We start from the raw sequence: 21,097 nt of genomic DNA, 5'->3' as shown, positions 1-21,097 counted from the left end.
CTACGGCTCCTTAAAGACTGTTGATCAATGTGCTGAAGATTTGTTGCGCAGCCTTGATGATCTGCGAAGACGCGGTGTAGTACTGCTGGAACTTGACCAGGTTGCCGGTTTCTTCGTCCAGGTCCACGCCCGACAGCGAGTCGCGGGCGCTCTTGGCGTTGTTCAGGATGGCGCCGGTGGCGGCGCTGTCCAGCTTGCCCTGGGCGGCCTTGGCACCGACACCTTCCACCAGCTTGCCGTAGGCATCGTTCAGGGAAATGCCCTTGCTGCCGGAATTGGTGTCCACGGTCTTGGCGGTCTGCAAACCGGCCAGGACGGTGCCGTTACGGTTATCCAGGCTGCCGGCCTGGCTGAGGCTGATGTTGATGCCCGCCCCCTGGGAAGGCGCGCCGGCGATGGACATGTCGAACGAGACGGTACGCTGCACCGGCGGGACGGACGAGTCCATGATCGGGTTGCCGCTGGCGTCCTTGAGTGGAACGCTCAGGCTCAGGGTGTTGCTCTGGCCAGGCTTGATCGTGCCGCTGCTGATCGTGCCGCCCTTGGCATCGAGCAACTGGTAACCCTGGCTCGTGCCGTCAGCGGAGGTCGCGCCGAACACCACCTTGACCGGCATCGAGTTCTGGATGCCGTTCTGGATGATGCTGGTGGTGGCTTCGTCGTAGATGTCCAGTTTGGTGGTCATCGCCGGCTGGCCACTGGCCGGAATGGTCAGCGTGCCACTGCCGCCCGCTGCGATGGCGGCGCCCAACGGCGCGGCAATCGCCAGCCGCTTGGAATCGGTCATCTCGGTCTTGATGCTGCCCGCCGCATTGCGGGTCGGGGTGATCTTGAACGAGTCGCCGGCGGCCGCGGTGCCGTTGGCGAAGGTCAGCGAGAAGCCATCGACCACCGGTGGCGGCGTGGTCGCGGTGTTGAACGCGCCCATCGAGGTGCCATCGGGCAGGCGCTGGACGGTGTAGTCGCTGCCGCTGGTAAAGGTGATCTTGTAGTCGTTGGTGGTCAGCTTGCCGGTGTCCTCGATGGACACGTTGAAGTTGCCGGCGCCGGCGCTGTTGTTCAGGGCGGCGACGCTGCGCTGGCTCATCTGCGCGGCACTGTTGATGCTGCTGAACAGGTTGGAACCGAAGGCACCGTTCTTGTCGATACCCGAGGCCTGGATGCTGTTCATCTGGTCGGCGACGACCAGCGCCACACGGCCCAGCTCGTTCATGGCCGGGTCGAGCACGGTGCTGCGGTAGCGCATCAGGCCACCGATCTCACCGCCGGTCAGCACCTGAGTCAGGTCCATTGAACTGGAACCACTGTTGAGCTGGATGCCGATGCGCCCCGGATCGTTCTTGTCCGGCACCGCTTGCAGGGTGTTGGTGATGTTGCCCATCACCAGCGGCTGGCCGGAACCGAGGTAGATATCCAGGCTGTTGCCGTTCTCCACGACCTGGGTGCCGGTGAAGGTCGACAGCTGGCGAATGGCTTCGCCGCGCGAGTCCAGCAGGTCATTGGGCGCACCGCCCGAGTTGGAGACTTCGGAGATCTTCTTGTTCAACTGGGAAATGGTGGTGGCCAGGCTATTGATCTGGTCGACCATGTTCGACAGGTTGCCGTTGATGTTGTCGTTCTGCGCGGTCAACTGGCTGGCCACCGAGTTGAAGCGGTTGCTCAGGGCCTGGGCATCGCTGAGCAGCAACTGGCGGGAAGCGTCGTCGCCCGGCTTGGCATTGACGTTCTGCACCGAGGCGAAAAACTTGGTCAGTGCGCCGTTCAGGCCGGTGCCGCTGTCGGACAACAGGGAATCGAGCGGCGTGATCTGCCCCTGATAGGCCGCCGCATCGCTGTTGAGCGAGGTGGTGGTCTTGAGCTGTGCTTCGAGGTAGGAGTTATACACCCGACGCACGTCGGCCAGGGTGGTGCCAGAGCCGATGAACACGTTGCCGTACTGGTTCGACGCCTTGGTCGTCTGCACGGTCTGCTGACGCGAATACCCGGCGGTATCGACGTTGGCAATGTTGTTACCCGTGGTCACCAACGCGGTCTGGCTTGTGGACAGACCTGACATCCCTATATTGAGCAAACTCATGGTTCAGACCTTATAACGTCGTGGTGGCGCCTGCCGATGCGTAGTTCTGGTAACTCGTCATCTGCCGGGCTATATGCGAAATCTTGCGGGCGTAGTTCGGGTCGGTGGCGTAACCGGCCTTCTGCAACTCGCGTACAAACTGTTCGGGGTTATCGGCCGACTTCAGCACATCTTGATAGCGGCTGTTGCTCTGCAACAGATTGACCAGGTCGTGGAAGCTGTCGCGATAGGACGCATAGGAACGGAACTCGGCCGTCTCCTTGACCATCTCGCCATTGCGAAACTCGCTGGTGATCGCCCGCGCCGAATCGCCTTTCCAGTTCTGGCTCGCCTTGATGCCGAAGAGGTTGTGGCTGCTGCTGCCATCGGGCTGGCGCATGACGGATTTGCCCCAACCGGTTTCCAAGGCCGCCTGGGCCACCAGGTAGCGTGGGTCGACACCGATGCGGTCCGCAGCTTCCTTGGCCATCGGCAACATGGCGTTGACGAATTCGTCGGCATCGCGGAAAGCCTTGCGCGCCGGTGCCAATGGCGGCTGCGCGACGGCACGGCCGTAGACCTGCATGTCCGGTTTCGCGTCGGCCGCCTTGAGCGCGGCCAGCCAGTCGCCGTTGCCCAGCTCGCCGCTCGACGGCTTGACGGCGGCGACAGCACGATCGGGCAGCAGGTTCTGCGCCGGGGCCTCGGCATTGACCGAGGCCGAAGGCACCAGGCCCGCGAGCAGGCGGTCGGCCAGCTTCGGCGGCAGGGCCAGGCGACGCTGGTTGAGCAGTTCCATGTCGTTGCGATGACCACCCTCGGCGCCCTGCGGCGCACTGACGGCCCGCGAGGCCCACAGTGGACGCTGGCCGCTGGTGCGCGACAACGGGCCGTCCGTGGGCAGGGTGCCGGCGGCAACCGGGGTCGGCACGGCCGCCTTGGTCGCCTTGTCCAGCGCCTCTTGCTGCTTGGCCGCCGACAGCGTGGCCGCTTCGCCCGGGGCCAGCGGCTTGTTCTTGGACATCTGGCGCAACAGCACGTCGGCCAAGCCGATACCGCCGCCTTCGCGGGACATGGAAACGGCCAACTGCTGGTCGTACATTTCCTGGTACTGCTTGGCTTCAGGCGTATTCATCGGATTGTCCTTGCCCAGGGCCTCGGTGGCCGAACGCATGGACTTGAGCATTTCGCCGAGGAACAGCGACTCGAATTCCTGCGCCACCTTGCGCAGGTTGCCATCGCTGTTCTTGTCGCCAACCTTGAGTTGGTTCAAGCGGTTCAGGTCCGAGTAGGACGCCGAGTCGCCGCTGGTCAAAGCGCCCTTGCGCATATCCATGGCTCGACCCTCAGATCACGATCAGGTCGGCTTGCAACGCGCCGGCCTGCTTCAAGGCTTCGAGGATCGCCATCAAGTCGCCCGGTGCCGCGCCGACCTGGTTCACCGCCCGGACGATTTCATCCAGGGTGGTGCCCGGGCCGAACTTGAACATCGGCTTGGCTTCCTGCTCGGCATTGACCCGCGACCGCGGCACGACGGCGGTCTGGCCGTTGGACAACGGACCCGGCTGGCTGACGATCGGGTCTTCGGTGATGGTCACGGTCAGGCTGCCGTGGGTCACGGCGGCCGGTGAAACCTTGACGTTCTGGCCGATCACGATAGTACCGGTGCGCGAATTGATGATGACTTTCGCCACGGCCTGGCCCGGATCCACTTCGAGGTTTTCCAGGATCGACAGGTAGTCGACCCGCTGGCTCGGATCCAGCGGCGCGGTGACCCGGATCGAGCCGCCGTCGATGGCCTGGGCCACGCCTGGGCCGAGCATGTCGTTGATCTTGTCGACGATGCGCTTGGCGGTGGTGAAGTCGGAACGGTTGAGGTTCAGCGTCAGGCTGTTGCCCTGGTTGAAACCACTCGGCACCGCACGTTCCACCGACGCACCGCCAGGGATGCGACCGGCCGACGGAACATTGACAGTGATCTTCGAACCGTCGCGCCCCTCGGCGTCGAAGCCGCCCACCACCAGGTTGCCCTGGGCGATGGCGTAGACGTTGCCGTCGATACCCTTGAGCGGCGTCAGCAGCAAGGTACCGCCGCGCAGGCTCTTGGAGTTACCGATGGACGAAACGGTGATATCCACCTGCTGGCCGGGCTTGGCGAAAGCCGGCAGGTCGGCACTGACCGACACCGCCGCGACGTTCTTCAACTGCACGTTGCCGGAACCGGCCGGCACCTTGATGCCGAACTGCGACAACATGTTGTTGAAGGTCTGCAGCGTGAACGGGGTCTGGGTGGTCTGGTCACCGGTGCCATTGAGGCCCACGACCAGGCCGTAGCCGATCAACTGGTTGGAGCGCACGCCGGAAATGCTGGCGATGTCCTTCAGGCGCTCGGCTTGAGCGGCGAAGGCTGCCGACATCATCAGCGCACCGAGCAACAGCTGTTTAAGATTCAACGGGGCCACCTAGAAAGGGAACTTCGGGCTGAGGAAGAAACGATCGAACCAACCGGGCTGACTGGCATCGGCGAAGGCACCGGTGCCCGAATAGGTAATGCGCGCATCAGCCACGCGGGTGGACGAAACGGTGTTGTCGGTGGCGATGTCGTCGGCACGAACCATGCCGGCGATGCGCACCAGTTCGTCACCGGTGTTGAGGGTCAGCCACTTCTCGCCCCGCACGACGATGATGCCGTTGGGCAGCACGTCGGCGACGGTCACGGTGATCGAACCGGTCAGGCTGTTGCTCTGGCCGGACTTGCTGTCGCCCTTGGTCGCCCGGTCGGCGTTGTAGCCGGCATTGAGGCTCAGGTCGTTGCTGCCGATCGGGTTGTTGGTGGTCAGGCTGGAACCGAACAGCGAGGTCAGGCCGACGCTGGTGGCGCTGGTCTTGTCCATCTGCGAGTTGGCGTTCTTGCTGGCCTGGGTCCGCTCGTTCAGGGTGATGGTGATGATGTCACCGACCCGGAATGCCTTGCGGTCGCTGTACAGGTTCTGCTCGAAGCCGGCCTGGTAGATCGAGCCATTGTTGGCCGCAGCCGGCAACGGTGTACGCGGCAACACCGGCGCGTAGTACGGGTCATTGGGCCTGGGCGTTGGCGCGACACAACCCGCAAGCGCGGTGATCCCACTCAATGCCAGTACAGATACAAAGCGTTTCATGACCCTACCTCTCGGTGTTGCAGGCGACCTACGGGCCGCCCTGTCTACGTAAGTACAGATGTTGGGACGATTACAGATTCTGCGTGACGAACGAGAGCATCTGGTCGGCGGTGGAGATCACCTTGGAGTTCATTTCGTAGGCGCGCTGGGTGGTGATCATGTTGACCATCTCCTCGACCGTGCTCACGTTGGAGGTTTCCAGGGTGTTCTGCAGCGTGGTGCCGAAACCGTTCAGGCCCGGGGTGCCGATTTGCGGCGCGCCACTGGCGGCGGTCTCCAGGAACAGGTTGTTGCCCACGGCCTGCAAGCCGGCCGGGTTGATGAAGTCGGCGGTCTGCAGGTTGCCGATCACCTGGGCGGCCGGGTTGCCTGCCACGGTGATGGACACGGTACCGTCGCGGCCCACGGTGAAGGTCTGGGCATCGTTCGGGATGATGATGGCCGGTTCCAGGGCGAAACCGCTGGCATTGACGATCTGGCCATTGGAGTCGAGGTGGAAGGTACCGTCACGGGTGTAGGACGTGGTGCCGTCCGGCTGCAGGATCTGGAAGAAACCGCGACCGTCGATGGCCATGTCCAGCGGCTGCTCGGTGGTTTGCAGGCTGCCGGCGTTGAAGTTCTTCTGGGTGCCGACGATGCGCACACCGGTACCCACTTGCAGGCCCGACGGCAGCTCGCTGTCCTGGGTCGACTGGGCACCTGGCTGACGCTTGACCTGGTACAGCAGGTCCTGGAACTCGGCACGATCACGCTTGAAACCCGTGGTCGAGACGTTCGCCAGGTTGTTGGAAATGGTGGTCAGGTTGGTGTCCTGGGCGGACAAACCTGTTTTGGCAACCCACAAAGCCGGAAGCATTCGATTCTCCTCGTACGCCTGATTATCGGCGCGACGCTGTCATTAATAGTTAGATCTGCAAGACCCGAGCCATAGCCTCATCGCCTTCTTTGGCGGTGTTCATCATCTTCACGTGAAGCTCGAACTGCTTGGCCAGGGCCAGGACCGAGGTCATCTCGTCCACGGCATTGACGTTGCTCGCTTCCTGGAACCCCGAGACCAACTGCACGTTGGCATCGATGGGTGCCGGCTGGCCGTCCTTGGTCCGGATCGAACCGTCCAGGCCCTTGGTCATGTTCTTGAGGTCCGGATTGACCAGCTTGATGCGGTCCACCTCGGCCATTACCCGCGGGCCTTCGCCCATGGCGCGGATGCTGATGGTGCCGTCCTGGCCGATTTCGATCTTCTGCTCCGGCGGCACGGCGATGGGACCGCCGTTGCCCATCACCGGCATGCCGTTGCCGGCCCGCAGCACGCCCAGGGCGTCAACATTGAGGCTGCCGGTGCGCACGTAGCTTTCACCACCGTCGGGATTCTGTACCGCCATCCAGCCCGGACCGCTGACCGCCACGTCGAGGTCGCGACCGGTTTCCACCAACGCGCCCGGTGTGAAGTCCGTGGCAGGTCGCTCGGACATGGCAAACGCCCGCGCCGGAAAGCTGTCGCCGAACACCGGCATCGAGCGCGCCTGCTCCAGGTCTTTCTGGAAACCATTGGTGGAAATGTTCGCCAGGTTGTTGGCATGGGCCCGTTGCGCCAGTGCGTTCTGGCTGGCGCCGGTCATTGCCACATAAAGGTACTTGTCCACTGTCGTTCCTCTGCATGCCGGACGTTTGCCGTCCACTGCTGTGTTGCACAGCCTTAAGCAATTTGCAGACCAACTTTTTTCTGGCGGGCCAAGGCCCGGTAAACAAAGGGCCTGGGGGATTTACAGAGGATAGGTTGAGGGTGTCGAAGTCGAAAAACCGGCGGTGTTATGCCGCTAGGTGGCAAGGCCTGGCACCTGGCCTGATGCCAGGCGCCTCATCGGCTGGCGGAGGTCAGGCCTTTGCCAAGGCATCGCCCAACACACCCACCACCTGCTCCTGGTGCTCATGGGTCAAGCCGAGCCACATGGGCAAACGCAACAGGCGCTCGGAATAGCCGTCAGTCACCTCCATCGACCCCTGCACGCGTCCATAACGCAGGCCACCGGGCGATGAATGCAGCGGCACGTAATGGAACACCGCGTAGATGGCATGTCGCTTGAGCTCTTCGAGGACGGCCTGGCGCTCGACGCCCGGGGCGAGGATCACGTAGTACATGTGCGCGTTGTGCTGGCAGTTTTCAGGCACTATCGGACGCCGCAGCGCCCCTTGCCGCTCAAGCGTCGCCAGCGCCGCATGGTAATTGTCCCAGAGGGCCAGGCGGCGGTTGGTGATGGCTTGCGCCTCTTCCAACTGGGCCCAGAGGAACGCGGCCGTCATTTCCCCCGGCAGGAACGAGGAGCCCACTTCCTGCCACGTGTACTTGTCTACTTCACCCCGGAAGAACCGGCTGCGATCGGTGCCTTTTTCCCGGATGATCTCGGCCCGCAACGCCAACGCGGGATCATTGACCAGCAAGGCCCCGCCCTCCCCCGAAATCACGTTCTTGGTTTCGTGAAAGCTGAAGGCCCCCAGGTCACCGATACTGCCCAGCGCCCGCCCCTTGTAGGTCGACATCACACCTTGCGCGGCGTCTTCCACCACGGCCAGCCCATGCCTGCGGGCAATGGCCAGGATCTCGTCCATCTCGCAGGCCACGCCTGCGTAGTGCACAGGTACGATGGCCTTGGTCCGTGGCGTGATCGCCGCCTCGATCAGGCGCTCGTCCAGGTTCAGGGTGTCGGGCCGCACATCGACGAAGACCGGCACCGCGCCGCGCAACACGAAGGCATTGGCGGTGGAGACGAACGTATACGACGGCAGGATGACTTCATCGCCAGGCTGGATATCCAGCAGCAACGCCGTCATTTCCAGGGCCGCGGTGCATGAATGGGTCAGCAGGGCCTTGTTGCTGCCCGTTTGCGCCTCCAGCCAGCGATGACACCGCTTGGTGAAGGGGCCATCGCCGGCGAGCATGTTGCCGAACTTGGCCTGGGCGATGTAATCCAGTTCCTTGCCGGTCATGTAAGGGCGATTGAAGAAGATCGTTTCTTTGCTCATTGCAAACTTCCCTGGATGGGCATGGTCATGGGTGGCGCGCAGGACAAAACCTCAAACCGCACTGATCCGCCCACCTATCTGGCTGCCTGTATCAAGATTTTCATAGAAGTACGGAGTGAATCCGGCTCGCTTCATCGCCTGCTGGGTTTCAACGATGTCGTATTCAACCCGGTGCAGCTCGAACGCCTCACCGTCCCAGGTGGCGAAACCGGCCCGAGCGTCACCATCACGGGGCTGGCCGACTGAACCAGGGTTGCAGTAGACCTTGCCTTCGCCGCTCCACAGGTACTGGACATGAGTATGGCCCGAGGCGAAGTAGCGGCCAGGCAAGGGCGAAAAATACGCCTGCGAAGGTCGCACGTACTCATCCAACGGATCGTTCCAGCCACCGTGGACGATGCTCACCCCCTGTTGGTTCGAGCGCTGCGCAAGCGAGCCCAGCCAGGCCAGGTTCTGCGCCGTGACGACGCCTTGCTGGTAGTCCAGGCAGGCATTGGCGCTGTTGGAACGAGGGCATCGCTCGTGCTTGGCCAGGTACCAGTCGTGGTTGCCCATCACCGAGAAGACGTCCCGCTCGCGCAGGGCGTCGCAGCATTCATTGACCTGGCTGTAGTAACCGGCGGTGTCGCCCAAGCAGATGATCTGTGTAACACCCAGTTCGTCGAGCTTGGCCAGCACTGTCCGAAGGGCGCTGTAATTGCCATGTACGTCAGAAATGATCCCGATCATAGACAATGAAGTCCTCTATATAACGAACAGCGAAACCACTGCGCAGCGTAGGCCGGGCCAGCGTCTTGCCGTGCAGGTAATAGTCCAGGCACATGGCCGCCTCGTTGTAGCCGAATGCGCGGCGTATCGAACTGGTCGAGGAGATCCGCGGATTGATCTCCAGCAGGCTCCAGGAACCGTCGCCGCCACGCCGGAACTGCAAGTTGGTCGGCCCCTCAGGCTTGAAGGCACGGCATAACCTGACCACCACCTGTTCCAGCGAATCGTCCTGATACACCCAAGCCTTGGCGGTGGAGCCATCCGAGGCCAGGCGGCGCTGGAAGGCAATGATCGGCCCGGGGTCGCCGCGACCGTCGCCAAACGCCGCCACGGTGAACTCGTCGGCCGCGCTGCCAATGATCGGTTGGGCCATGAGGTACTCACCCAGCAACGGCGCGTGAGGCGTGAAGTCGCGCTCCTCGCGAACCCAGACCAACCCCTTGGAAGCGTAGCTCCTGCGCGGCTTGAGCAGGAACGGCAGGCCCAGCGCGGCCGTGAGCGAATGAAAGTCCCCGGACAGCAGGCTGGGAATACGGCAGGCATCCCCCAGCGCCACCAGCGCCTGGTCCATGGCCCATTTATCCCGGGAAAGGTCGATCAGGTGCGAATTGTTGAGCACCACCCGGCAGTCAAGCGTGGCCAACAACGCGCGGTTGTCCGACAGCCAATGGAGGTCCTGTTCGATCCCCGGAATCAGCAGGTCAACCTTGTGCCGGGCCAGGGTGTCGCCCAGCCATTGGCCATATCCCGGGTCAGCGGTCAGCGGGGCTTGCTCGAATGCATCGCTCCAGGCGCGCCCGACAGCGTCGTCGTAGATATCGGTGCCGATCAGCCGGACAGAGGCATCCGCCGCACGCAAGGACTTGAGCAGGCCATAGCCCATGATGGCCCCTACGCCAGTCACCATGACGGTCTTCATGCCAGGGTCTCCCGGTGCGCTCGCATCAACTCGAATCCCTGGCGAATGTCGATTCGCGGGGTGAAACCCGTTTGCTCGTGGAGCGCCTGCAAATCGTCGAAGGGCGGCAGGTCGGGGATGTCGTTTTTTTCCGCCAGGAAGCGGACGTCCAGCGGCTTGCCAAATGCTTCGAACGCGGCCTGGGCGATCTCGGAAAGACGCGGGGATTGCGGATGGCCGCAGTTGAACAGCCCTGTAATGCCGTGGGTCGCTACCCGTGCGCAGAGCTCGGCAAGGTCGTTCAGGTGCAGGTAGTTGCGCTTGGCGTCGTTGCGGCCATACAGCTCGACGGCCTGCCCGGCTTGCGCTTTGTCGGCCATGGCATACAACAGCGGTTGATGAGACCGGCACTGCTCGTCACTGCCGTAGACCTGGCTGATACGCAGGATGCTCAACGCCATGCCGCGCTCCTGGCAATACAGGCTCGCCACTTCCTCGGCATGGCGCTTGGACAGCGAGTAGATGCCAAAGTAGGGATCCGTCACCTGGTCGCAGGCTGAACGCGACGACAGCAAGATGAAATGGCGGGCCCCGCATTGTTCCGCCAGGCGACAGGCCGCCAGCGTACCCACGCTGTTGACCAGCTCGGCGCGAACCAGCTCATCCGGCTGGCGCCCGCCGAAATCGGCAGCGGCCAACACGACAACGTCGAAGCGCTCATCGCAGGCGACGGGCGCCTGGGCACTCAAGTCGAAGGCGATGTCGGCATCCCGGCGCCCCGCCAACCTGACCTGGCCATGGCGCGACAAGCCGCGAGCAACCGCCTGGCCGATGACCGAGGTACTTCCGATGACCAGGCTTCTCATGACGCAGCGACTGTCGCTTCGAGCATGAGCGCGCAACTGAGCTCCGGGTAATCGATCCCCACGGTGCACATGGCCTGGACGATGTCCGCCCCCAGGTTCAATTCCTTCAGTTGACCGGTGGTGAAAGGCTTGAGGAACACGCCTTCCTTGCGCACCACCTCAAGCCCTGCGGCTTGCAGCTCGGCCGTCAGGGACTGTAGCGAATAGCTGCGCACATGACCCAGTTCCAGATCGCCGCTGCCCAGCGCCATCATGTCGTCAAGCAACCCGGCAGCATGGCCGAAGCGCCGATGCAGGGACTCGCCATTGGGCACCAGCACGAAGCAACGCCCCCCCGGCGCCAGGAAACGCTTGAACCGTTGCAGCACGACCTGCGGATCATCGACGTGCTCAAGCACGAAGCCCATCACAATGAGATCGAAACGCTGGTCGGTGTCGAAGGTCTCGAAATAACTTTCGACAATCTCGGCCGGGCTGTCCGGGTACTGGGCCTTGAACTGGGCGATCACCGAGGCGGAGCCGTCGATGACCGTGTGTTTGCTAAAGAACTTCGAGAAGCGATGGGTACTGAAACCATGGCCCACGCCGAGCTCCAGCAGGCTTTGCGCCTGGGTGCACAGCGCCATGATGCGTTGGGGATACCAATTGAGAATGATGTTGTTGTCATACGCATAGCCAAAGCTGTCGCTGTAGGCGGCGATGAAGGTATCAAGATCGTTGCTCATGTCACTGCACTCCGCTGGGCGGCCAAATAGTCATCGGTACGGTTCAATCAGCCAGCCAGGCCTGTCGCCAGGCGTCCAGGCGCTCACCTTCGAGCAGCCACTGGGTACGCACGGCCGACTGCAAGGCGTCTCCCAGGGTCGCCGAGGCCTCACGATCCTCCAGGTGCAGGCGAATCGTGCGGATCCAGTCTTGCGCCTCGTTGCTCACGCGCGACAGCGGCAATACCTCGCCACCGACAAACCCCGGCACCCGGCTGCAAATGACCGGATGCCCGCAAGCGGCATGCTGCAGGACGCGCAGGTCGGCCGAGCAGGCGTTGCCCAGGGTTTCGGCCATCGGTACCAAGGCAAGATCAAGGTTCAACGCGGCCAGGGCGCCCGCCAACTGCTGCTGCCCGACACCCGGGTGCAGTTCTGCCACGAAAGGCCGCATGGCCGCCGGACAGTCGCCCAGCACCACCCAGTCCACTTCGCCGGCCAACGCTGGCAGCACATCGGCCAACAGCTCGGCGTCCTTGCCACCCAGCCAGCCCAGGCGCGGCCTGACGCCTACGGCACGCTTGCTCTGCAGGCGCCCCCAGGCGGCCGGCAGCAGGGTTTCCACCAGGCGAATATCATCGTGCTGGCCCTGCAACAGTTCGGCCAGCGTCGGTGAAGAGACCAATACCCGATCGGCCTGTAGCAGCCCGAACCGCAGGCGCTCCAACAGCTCATCGGCCGAGTCATCACCCTTCAATTCCATCTGCGGCAAGTAACCGCCCAGGTCGTAGACCGTGAACGCTTTGGAAAACGCCCTCAGGCGGCTCAGGGCCAACAGCCCCGCGTCATCCAGAGGCCGCTGCAACACCACGGTGGCCGGCGCCAGGCGCTCGATCTCCACCGCCGACAACACCGTTGAAACCGCCGTACCCTCGACCTGCCCGGCTTCCAGCATGGCCCGCAACGGCTGGATCAGCCGCGAGTGCCCCGTCGCCTGCGGGTCAGTGATGCAAACCAGCAGCCTCGGCACGCTGCCTTGCAGCGGATACCAGCTCAGGTCGTTGTTTTCCAGGGTAAAGCCCTCACCGGCACGCAGCGAGAAATTGGCGTTGTAGCCAGGGTCGCGGGCCAACTGCGGCATCCAGCGGGCGAACAACGCGTCCTCCTGCTCGCGGCTCGCACGGGGGGCCGGCAGCGGGTCGACCAACAGGCGTGTGAAAGGCGTCCAGACGTTAAGGTACCCCGCCTGGTACAACTTCAGGCACAGGTCGATAGAGGTCCAGGGCGCCAACAACGGATCGGTGTCGAAGCCGCCCGCTTCGAGGAACAACGCCCGACGCAGCATCAGGCACTCACCGTCCACCGCGCAGCAGCTCTGCTCAAGCCCCAGCCGCCCCATGTAGCCCGCCACCTGGGATGACACACCCTCGAAAGCCCGACCGACCGTTCCTCCCAACCCCAGCACCAGGCCCGCCTGGCGAATGCGCCCCTGGTTGTCCTGGGACTTGCCGCCCACGGCGCCGACTTCCGGGCGCTGGGCCTGGTTGAGCAACGCGTGCAACCAGCCGGGTTCCAGCACGGCGGCATGGGCATCGAGCCACAGCAGGTACTCGCCACGCGCTTCCTGCGCCGCCGCATTGCACATGGCTGCACGGGATTGTCCCGGCATGAAACGCAACACCTGGAAACGGCCTTCGCCCATCTCCTCGACTAGCGCCAGCCACTCCAGCAAGGCAGGGTCGTCGCCGCCCGGCTCGACCAGCAAGACTTCGAAGTCCACGGCGCTGGTCTGGATCAGCAGGCTTTCCAGGCAACGCTGGAAATTGACCAGTTGCCCTTCGAGGTAGATCACAATGCTGACCGAGGCCTGGCGCTCATGGCCGTAGTCGATGCGGTAGCCGCCGGGCTGCATGTCCAGGGCGATCGCCTGCCCTTGAACGTAGCCACGCGCCTGCAGATGCGCGTCGATGACCGCACGCTCATCGGCGCAGTCCGACGGCCTCGGCTCGTTGCCGATCAGCAGGGGCTCGCTGACATGCCCCACGCTCTGCCCACCTTGCTCGCTGATCAGGCGCAACTGATAGGCCAGCTCAAAGGCTCCGCCGCAGGTCTCGTCAAAACCGCACAGCTGCACCAGCGCTTCGCGACGGTACATCCAGTGACGGGAAAAACTGGCCGGGTTGGCCAACAGCAAGTCCAGGTTCAGATCGGGGCGCAGCGCGACATTGACCACGCCAGCCATGCGCAGCGCCTCGTCGGCGTACACCGCCAGGCAATTGTCGGGGGCGTCGAGCAGGTTGAGCGCCGTCACCTGCAAGCCTGCGGCCACGAACTCCTCCCCCGCCTCGACCATCATCACCCAGTCGCTCTGGATGCCAGCGAGCAAGCCATTGATCGCAGTCACCGGCTGCCTCGGATCACAGGCCAACCACTGGACGTTGGCGCGCGCCGGATCGACGCTGCCCATCACGCACACATGGATGCGCTGGTACAACTGTCGATCCAGGCTGTCGAGGGTGTGCGCCAATGCAAGCGGGTTGCCGTCATCGCGGACCAGGACCGTGAAGCTGGGGGCCGTTGGGATCGCCAAGCGCTCGTTGACCAGGCGCAACTGCTGGGCCGTCGGGTAGCGCTGGCGCAACCAGTCGAGCGCCCCCAGGCGGTTGCCGACGGCTTCCCGGGCGGCGGTCGCCTGGGTCCGGGCAATGAACACATCCAGTTGCTGCCAGAAAGACGCGGTGCGCTCAACGTAACGCGGCAAAGCGTCACCGAGGCTGGCCCGGGCATGCGCCAACGGGTCCGGCTGGTCGAGCATGGCAAAGCCCACACTGCCGAAGAAACTGGTGTCGAGCAGCGGCTGGTCGACGCCATGCCCCGGAATGAAGATCACCGGGCAGCCGCACAGCACCGCCATCACGCAGGTCATCGACCACTCGTAGGAATACATCACCTCGGCCTTGCGCAACACCTTGGCCAACTCAGGCAGGGTCAGCGGATTGGCCATACTCAGCAGACGAATGTCGGCGGGCAGTTGCGCGTAGTCGATCTTTTCCAGCGGGTGGCGGTTCTGATAGAGATAGCTACCCTCGCGCACAGCATCGGTGCCCACGCTGGAGAACATTTCGATGTCGATGGTCGGCAGGCACAGCAGGTCGCCGTCAGGGTCGCCCCGGTGCTCGGCGAGCCGGGCTGCGTAATAGAAAAACAAGTCGGTGGGCGCCGCGTCCATGCTGTTTCCGGTAAGGAAGCCCTCGAAATTCAGCAGAAAACGCGCCACGACCGAACAGTTCAGCGGATTGCCGGGGAACACCTCGGGGTACACCGCGATCGGCACTTTGCCGGCGGCCTTGTGGCGCTGTTTGATCGCGGAGGTGATCACCGGGGTCTTGAGGTCTGGATTGACCACGTCGCTGCCGCAGATGTAAGCCTCACGGCCACTGAGATTGAGCATGTGGCAGAGGTAATGCAGCGAGACCACGCCCGACGACGATTCACGGTAGGCAGGTGCGGCGAAATAGTAGGGATGCTCGGGTTTGGCATACATCAGCCGCAAACGCGCCAACGCCTGTTCAAGCGAATGAGCGTCCAACTGCGCGGGGTTCGACATCGGGTGCATCTCCACAATCAAATCAAACAGGGTGTGACTGCAAGGCCCGCTCAGGCAGCCCCTCGCGTCATGAAAGCCGATGCATCCGCGCCGGTATTGAACAACAGGTCGATGACACTGACCGCGTGCTGGAAGTCGCCGTACACCTGCGGGTATTCGGGGTAGCCGGCGTAGCTCATGTACGACACCGTGATGCCTTGGGCGGCGAACGCGGCTTCGTCGAGGTAATGGCTGGCTGCCGGTCCGGAAAGGTAATGCTCGGCACCGAGGGCCTGGCACAGGTGGATCAGACGCTCGTTCTTGCCCTCGACCCCACCCAGGTCCTCAGAACGGTAAAGCGGTGTGTGGATGCCCAACAGGGGGCACAGGCCGGCGATGAACAGGTGGTTGATCCGGGTCAGGTGGGTCAGGTCGGCCGCCTGCTCGTAGAGCGCCCGAATCGGCGCTTGCATCTGCGCAAAATACGGCGCGCGTCGGTAGCTCTGCTCGATGGTTTTCCAGTGCGCGGCAGCCCAGCCCGGAGTGCTGATCTCGACTTCATTGATCAACTGGCCGAGGCGGCCCTTTTTCTTGACCGGGATACTCAGCCAATACTCGCCTTGGGCGGTCTTGATCTTGTTACGGTTGCGCCAGTCACTGCGGGTGTACTGGACGTCGTCGTACAGGATGAACGCATCGACGCTGCGGATCAGATCGAAGTAGCCCTTCCAGGGAATGTAGTTCGACTGCACCACTGCAATTTTCTTATGCATTCTGAATCTCACGTACGCAGCGGGAACCGGGGCTGAGCCCTGTCAAAAAGTCGCCACAGAATGGGAATAAGCGGCGCACCGACCTCGGTCGAGCAAATCCCATACCAACTATTTCAGCCGCCGCTACGGTCAGGACTCAGCCTTGCCCACCTCGTACGCCCGCAACTTGTTGGCAATGGTGGTATGGGACACCCCCAACCGCTTGCCCAATTGCCGGCTGCTGGGGTGCTCGGAGTAGAGGCGCTCCAGCACCGCCTTCTCGAAGCGCCCGACGATCTCGTCGAGCCCGCCCTCAAGGGAGAAATCGCCAAGGGGCTGGCGCACGCCGTAGTCCGGCAGGCGAATGTGCTCGGCCCGCACTTTCCCGCCATCGCACAGGGACACCGCCTGGAACAACACGTTTTCCAGTTGCCGGACATTGCCCGGCCAATGGTAGTTGCTCAGGCGCTCCATTGCCGCCGGGGCCAGCTTTGGCAACGGGCAGCCGATCTGGCGGCTGGCCTGGTCGAGAAAGTGCTCCACCAACGGCGTCAGCCCATCCAGGCATTCGCGCAGTGGCGGAATGTGCAGCGACAGAACGTTCAAGCGGTGGTAGAGGTCCTGGCGGAATTCGCCGCGGGCGCAGAGTTCGGAGAGGTCCACCTGGGTGGCGCAGATCACGCGCACATCCAGGTACACCTCCTCATCGCTGCCGACCCGACGAAAACAACCGTCCTGCAAAAAGCGCAGCAGCTTCACTTGCAGGCGCGGGCTCATCTCCCCGACCCCGTCGAGAAACAGCGTGCCCCCCGCCGTCAGTTCCAGCAGGCCGAGCTTGCCTTCGGCCCGGGCACCTTCGAAGGCGCCAGGGCCATAGCCGAACAGTTCGGTCTCGGCCATGGACTCCGGCAGGCCGGCACAGTTGAGCGCCATCAGCGGCGATTGCCCGCGCGGGCTCGCCAGGTGGCAGGCCCGCGCCAGCAATTCCTTGCCGGTGCCGGTCTCGCCTTCGATCAACAGCGGCGCATCCAGCGGCGCCATGCGCCGGGCTTCACGGACCACCGCCGCCATCACCTTGGAGCTCTGGAAGATGCTGTCGAAGCCGCGTAACTCCTGCTTGCGCACGTTGTAGATACGCTCGCCGACCCGATCGGCGCGGTGCAACGTCAGGACCGCGCCGGCCATGGCCTCGCTGTCGTCGTGCTCCGATTGCAGAGGCGCGATATCGGCCAGGAACACATCGCCCTTGACCTTGACCCGCAGGCCGTTAATGCGCGACTGGTTGGCGCGCACCAGCTCCGGCAGGTCGAAATCCTCGGCATAACGCGACAACGGGATTCCCGGCACCTCATCCACCCGCACCCCGAGCAACTGCGCCGCCGCCCGGTTCGCGGCGACGATGGAGCCGCCCATGTCGATGGACAGCACCGGAAACTCCAGGGCGCCCAGCAAGGCGTTGAGCTCCATGTGCCGACGCTCGCTGGGCATCAGCCCTACACGCTTGACGCCAAACACCCCGGCGATGCCCTCGAACTTCGGACGCAACGCCTGGAATTGAATGTTGATCAGATTGGGACAGTGCAGGTAGATCGCATTGCCATGTTCGCCACCAACCTCCCCGCGGGCGACGTTGATGCCGTACTCCACCAACAGGTTGAGGATGTCCCGCAGGATGCCGATGCGGTTCTGGCAATGGACTTTGATGCGCATAAGGAGGCCCGGGAGCTCGTTGTGGGTAGGATTTTTCTGAGACTGAGTGCAAATAACCGTCAAGATTATGTGACAGCCGTAGGGCATTTCCCAGCTGAAAAACCAATCGGCATGGACGCACCGGCCCATCTGTAACGAAAAATTTACGAAACAGCGCCATTCCATCCACCCACGTCGCCATGGCCCTGCTGCACATTCGTCTGCTTCGCGTTATCTCTACTGCATCGCTGGACATAACAACAAAACACGCCTTTCCCCCATGAGGGAAATCAGCAGGAGAACAGCATGAAGCAGACGCAGTACGTGGCCCGCGAGCCCGATGCGCAAGGTTTTATCGACTACCCCGCCGAAGAACATGCGGTGTGGAACACGCTGATCACCCGCCAGTTGAAAGTCATCGAGGGCCGCGCGTGCCAGGAATACCTCGACGGCATCGAAAAGCTCGGCCTGCCCCACGATCGCATCCCGCAACTGGGTGAAATCAATAAAGTGCTGGGCGAAACCACGGGCTGGCAAGTCGCCCGGGTGCCGGCGCTGATCCCCTTCCAGACCTTTTTTGAATTGCTGGCCAGCAAGCAGTTTCCGGTGGCGACCTTTATTCGTACCCGTGAAGAACTGGACTACCTGCAAGAGCCGGACATTTTCCACGAGATCTTCGGCCACTGCCCCCTGCTGACCAACCCCTGGTTCGCCGAATTCACCCACACCTACGGCAAGCTCGGCCTGCAGGCCTCCAAGGAAGAACGCGTCTACCTAGCGCGCCTGTACTGGATGACCATCGAGTTCGGCCTAGTGGACACGCCCCAGGGCCGACGCATCTACGGCGGTGGCATCCTGTCGTCCCCCAAGGAGACGGTGTACTGCCTGTCCGACGAGCCCGAGCACCAGGCGTTCGATCCGCTGGAAGCCATGCGCACGCCGTATCGCATCGACATCCTGCAACCGGTGTACTTCGTCCTTCCCGAGCTCAAGCGCCTGTTCGACCTGGCCCATGAAGACATCATGAGCCTGGTCAAGCGCGGCCGGGAACTGGGCCTGCACACGCCGAAATTTCCGCCAAAAGCGGCCTGAATGGCTTTTTTTGAGCCCAATTGAGTCTGTTGCGCCGCACGGCTTTGCTTTAGCGTGGGCGCATCGACGTTCTACTCTTTCGATCCAGGAACACACCATGAACACTCTGAACCAAGCCCATTGCGAAGCCTGCCGCGCCGATGCCCCGCAAGTCAGCGACGAAGAACTGCCGGTACTGATCAAGCAGATCCCGGACTGGAACATCGAAGTGCGCGACAGCGTGATGCAGCTGGAAAAGGTCTTCCTGTTCAAGAATTTCAAGCACGCCCTGGCCTTCACCAACGCCGTCGGCGAGATCTCCGAAGCCGAGGGCCATCACCCGGGCCTGCTGACCGAATGGGGCAAAGTCACCGTGACCTGGTGGAGCCACTCCATCAAGGGCCTGCACCGCAATGACTTCATCATGGCCGCGCGCACCGATGAAGTGGCCAAGACCGCCGAGGGTCGCAAGTAATGCATTTCGACGCCATCGGCCGGGTGCCCGGCGATCCGATCCTCGGCCTGATGGAGGCCTACGGCGCGGACACCAACCCGAGCAAGTTCGACCTGGGCGTGGGGGTCTACAAGGACGCCCAGGGCCTGACGCCGATCCTCGAATCGGTCAAGCAGGCCGAACAGCGCCTGGTGGATCGCCAGACCACCAAGACCTACATTGGCGGTCACGGCGACGCGGCGTTCGGCCAGTTGATCAGTGAACTGGTGCTGGGCGCGGACTCGGCACACATCGCCGAAAAACGCGCCGGCGCCACCCAGACCCCAGGGGGCACCGGGGCCCTGCGCCTGAGTGCCGACTTCATCGCCCAGTGCCTGCCCGGACGGGGCGTCTGGCTGAGCAACCCGACCTGGCCGATCCACGAGACCATCTTCGCCGCCGCTGGCGTCAAGGCCAGTCACTACCCCTACGTGGGCGCCGACAATCGCCTGGATGTCGAGGCCATGCTGGCGACCTTGAACCAGGCGCCCAAAGGCGATGTGGTGCTGCTGCACGCGTGCTGCCACAACCCCACCGGTTTCGACCTGACCCATGATCAATGGCGCCAGGTACTGGACGTGGTGCGCCAGCGTGAACTGTTGCCGTTGATCGACTTCGCCTACCAGGGCTTTGGCGACGGGCTGGAACAGGATGCGTGGGCGGTGCGGCTGTTTGCCCAGGCGCTGCCGGAAGTGCTGATCACCAGTTCCTGCTCGAAGAACTTCGGCCTGTACTGCGATCGCACCGGGGCGCTGATCGTCTGCGCCGGGGAAAGCGGGAAGTTGCTGGATATCCGCAGCCAACTGGCCAACATCGCCCGCAACCTGTGGTCGACGCCGCCGGATCACGGCGCCGCCGTGGTCGCGACCATCCTTGGCGACGCACAACTCAAAAGCCTGTGGGCCGATGAAGTCCAGGCCATGCGCCTGCGCATCGCCCAGCTACGCAGCGGCCTGCTGGACGCCCTCGAGCCCCACGGCCTGCGGGAGCGCTTCGCCCATATCGGCGTACAACGCGGAATGTTTTCCTACACCGGCCTGACGCCGGAGCAGGTCCGGCATCTGCGCGAGCGGCACAGCGTGTACATGGTCGGCACGGGCCGGGCCAACGTGGCGGGCATCGACGCGACACGCCTGGACCAATTGGCCGAGGCGATTGCTGACGTTTGTAAATAACTGTCATCCCTATCTGACACATACCCCTTTGTGGCGAGGGGATTTATCCCCGTTGGGCTGCGCAGCAGCCCTGAAAGCTGACGCCTCGGCTGTGTCAGATGGACCTGCAAAAACAGTTTGGGGGGCTGCTGCGCAGCCCAGCGGGGATAAATCCCCTCGCCACAAGAGCCCGCCAGTTGTAGCTACAGCCCTGTCCACTCACGAACAAATTCGGCGGTGTCTTCCTTCGGGGCAACGCGTGCCTCTTTCTGCGGGGTGCCCAGGTAAAGGAAACCGATCACCTCTTCGCCGTCCTCCAAGCCAAGCCCCTTGGCCACGTGCGGGGAATACGCCAGCTCGCCCGTACGCCAGACGCCACCGACGCCCTGGGCATAAGCCGCCAGCAGGATGGCATGGGCCGCGCAGCCGGCCGCCAGCATCTGCTCGGCCTTCGGAACCTTGAAATGATCCTGCAGGCGGGCGATCACCACCACGACCAACGGCGCACGCAACGGGCCGTTGAGGGCTTTTTCCACAACGGCTTCGGCCACCAGCGGGTCGTTGAAGCGCGCCGCTTCGGCCAGCAGTTCGCCCATGCGCTGGCGCGCCGCCCCCTCCACCGTCAGAAAACGCCAAGGCCGCAACTGGCCGTGATCCGGCGCCCGCATCGCAGCGGCGAACATGACCTCGCGCTGTTCCGGCGTAGGGGCCGGGTCCACCAGGCGCGGGACGGAAACACGGTTGAGCAAAGCGTCGAGAGCCTGCATCGGCCACCTCCCTGAAAAAATGTCCGGCTATTCTAGTGGCTGTACGGCGAGTTCGTTAGCGCAAATTAGAACGCCGAGGCACACGCCCGTCGCGCCGGGTGCGGTTTACATGCC

At 63.3% G+C, this 21,097-nt stretch carries 18 protein-coding genes; 3 read left to right on the top strand and 15 right to left on the bottom strand.

All coding sequences use genetic code 11. The features are described from left to right. Positions 1-10: 10 nt before the first annotated feature. The 14 genes from flgK to V5F23_RS07345 all read right to left on the bottom strand — a co-directional run bounded on the left by flgK (position 11) and on the right by V5F23_RS07345 (position 17,519). Entirely contained in the window at positions 11-2,077 is a 2,067-nt protein-coding gene (gene flgK / locus V5F23_RS07410; protein WP_047737644.1) for a flagellar hook-associated protein FlgK, read from the bottom strand. 10 nt (positions 2,078-2,087) lie between these two features. Then, positions 2,088-3,392: a flagellar assembly peptidoglycan hydrolase FlgJ gene (gene flgJ, locus V5F23_RS07405; protein WP_212803518.1), complete on the bottom strand. Its 1,305-nt coding sequence runs from the start codon at positions 3,390-3,392 to the stop codon at positions 2,088-2,090. Between the two features lie 10 nt (positions 3,393-3,402). Continuing rightward, the gene (locus V5F23_RS07400) at positions 3,403-4,476 is read right to left on the bottom strand and encodes a flagellar basal body P-ring protein FlgI (RefSeq protein WP_161796106.1); all 1,074 of its coding nucleotides are present in this window, start codon (positions 4,474-4,476) and stop codon (positions 3,403-3,405) included. A 42-nt stretch (positions 4,477-4,518) separates the two neighbouring features. Then, on the bottom strand, positions 4,519-5,214 hold the full coding sequence (gene flgH, locus V5F23_RS07395) for a flagellar basal body L-ring protein FlgH (protein WP_042729469.1): 696 nt from the start codon (positions 5,212-5,214) through the stop codon (positions 4,519-4,521). A 70-nt stretch (positions 5,215-5,284) separates the two neighbouring features. After that, positions 5,285-6,070 carry a flagellar basal-body rod protein FlgG gene (flgG, locus tag V5F23_RS07390; protein ID WP_042729470.1) on the bottom strand — a complete coding sequence of 262 codons (786 nt, stop codon included), beginning with the start codon at positions 6,068-6,070 and terminating at the stop codon, positions 5,285-5,287. A 49-nt stretch (positions 6,071-6,119) separates the two neighbouring features. After that, positions 6,120-6,857, bottom strand: a complete 738-nt coding sequence (locus tag V5F23_RS07385; RefSeq protein WP_003199043.1) for a flagellar basal body rod protein FlgF — start codon at positions 6,855-6,857, stop codon at positions 6,120-6,122. A 232-nt stretch (positions 6,858-7,089) separates the two neighbouring features. Beyond that, positions 7,090-8,235: a dTDP-4-amino-4,6-dideoxygalactose transaminase gene (gene rffA / locus V5F23_RS07380; RefSeq protein ID WP_042729471.1), complete on the bottom strand. Its 1,146-nt coding sequence runs from the start codon at positions 8,233-8,235 to the stop codon at positions 7,090-7,092. A 51-nt stretch (positions 8,236-8,286) separates the two neighbouring features. Beyond that, complete coding sequence (locus V5F23_RS07375) at positions 8,287-8,964, bottom strand: metallophosphoesterase family protein (RefSeq protein WP_042729472.1); 678 nt, start codon at positions 8,962-8,964, stop codon at positions 8,287-8,289. Next, positions 8,945-9,922, bottom strand: a complete 978-nt coding sequence (locus tag V5F23_RS07370; RefSeq protein ID WP_042729473.1) for an ATP-grasp domain-containing protein — start codon at positions 9,920-9,922, stop codon at positions 8,945-8,947. The genes V5F23_RS07375 and V5F23_RS07370 overlap by 20 nt, the downstream gene beginning before the upstream one ends. Continuing rightward, entirely contained in the window at positions 9,919-10,767 is an 849-nt protein-coding gene (locus tag V5F23_RS07365; RefSeq protein WP_042729474.1) for an NAD(P)-dependent oxidoreductase, read from the bottom strand. Before V5F23_RS07365 ends, V5F23_RS07370 begins: the two co-directional genes overlap by 4 nt. Then, entirely contained in the window at positions 10,764-11,492 is a 729-nt protein-coding gene (locus V5F23_RS07360) for a class I SAM-dependent methyltransferase (protein ID WP_047737654.1), read from the bottom strand. Before V5F23_RS07360 ends, V5F23_RS07365 begins: the two co-directional genes overlap by 4 nt. A gap of 43 nt (positions 11,493-11,535) precedes the next feature. Further along, complete coding sequence (locus V5F23_RS07355) at positions 11,536-15,078, bottom strand: glycosyltransferase (RefSeq protein WP_338497883.1); 3,543 nt, start codon at positions 15,076-15,078, stop codon at positions 11,536-11,538. 50 nt (positions 15,079-15,128) lie between these two features. Further along, positions 15,129-15,830, bottom strand: a complete 702-nt coding sequence (locus V5F23_RS07350; protein WP_042731951.1) for a WbqC family protein — start codon at positions 15,828-15,830, stop codon at positions 15,129-15,131. Positions 15,831-15,959: 129 nt separating this feature from the next. After that, positions 15,960-17,519, bottom strand: a complete 1,560-nt coding sequence (locus V5F23_RS07345; RefSeq protein WP_338497881.1) for a sigma-54-dependent transcriptional regulator — start codon at positions 17,517-17,519, stop codon at positions 15,960-15,962. 285 nt (positions 17,520-17,804) lie between these two features. Between V5F23_RS07345 and phhA the strand changes: the two genes are divergently transcribed. The 3 genes from phhA to V5F23_RS07330 all read left to right on the top strand — a co-directional run bounded on the left by phhA (position 17,805) and on the right by V5F23_RS07330 (position 20,237). Continuing rightward, positions 17,805-18,590: a phenylalanine 4-monooxygenase gene (gene phhA / locus V5F23_RS07340; protein WP_047737662.1), complete on the top strand. Its 786-nt coding sequence runs from the start codon at positions 17,805-17,807 to the stop codon at positions 18,588-18,590. A 97-nt stretch (positions 18,591-18,687) separates the two neighbouring features. Then, a complete protein-coding gene (locus tag V5F23_RS07335; RefSeq protein ID WP_047737665.1) occupies positions 18,688-19,044 on the top strand; it encodes a 4a-hydroxytetrahydrobiopterin dehydratase in 357 nt (118 codons plus the stop codon). After that, on the top strand, positions 19,044-20,237 hold the full coding sequence (locus V5F23_RS07330) for an amino acid aminotransferase (RefSeq protein ID WP_338497879.1): 1,194 nt from the start codon (positions 19,044-19,046) through the stop codon (positions 20,235-20,237). The genes V5F23_RS07335 and V5F23_RS07330 overlap by 1 nt, the downstream gene beginning before the upstream one ends. 182 nt (positions 20,238-20,419) lie before the next feature. On the opposite strand, the gene V5F23_RS07325 is transcribed toward V5F23_RS07330, so the two are convergent. Continuing rightward, positions 20,420-20,983: an NAD(P)H nitroreductase gene (locus V5F23_RS07325; RefSeq protein WP_042730107.1), complete on the bottom strand. Its 564-nt coding sequence runs from the start codon at positions 20,981-20,983 to the stop codon at positions 20,420-20,422. Positions 20,984-21,097: the final 114 nt, after the last annotated feature.

The organism is Pseudomonas sp. WP18, from assembly GCF_036689585.1.
Lineage (GTDB): Bacteria > Pseudomonadota > Gammaproteobacteria > Pseudomonadales > Pseudomonadaceae > Aquipseudomonas > Aquipseudomonas chlororaphis_E.
Note: the sequence above shows the minus strand (reverse complement) of the source record. Positions and strands in the feature narration are given on the sequence as shown.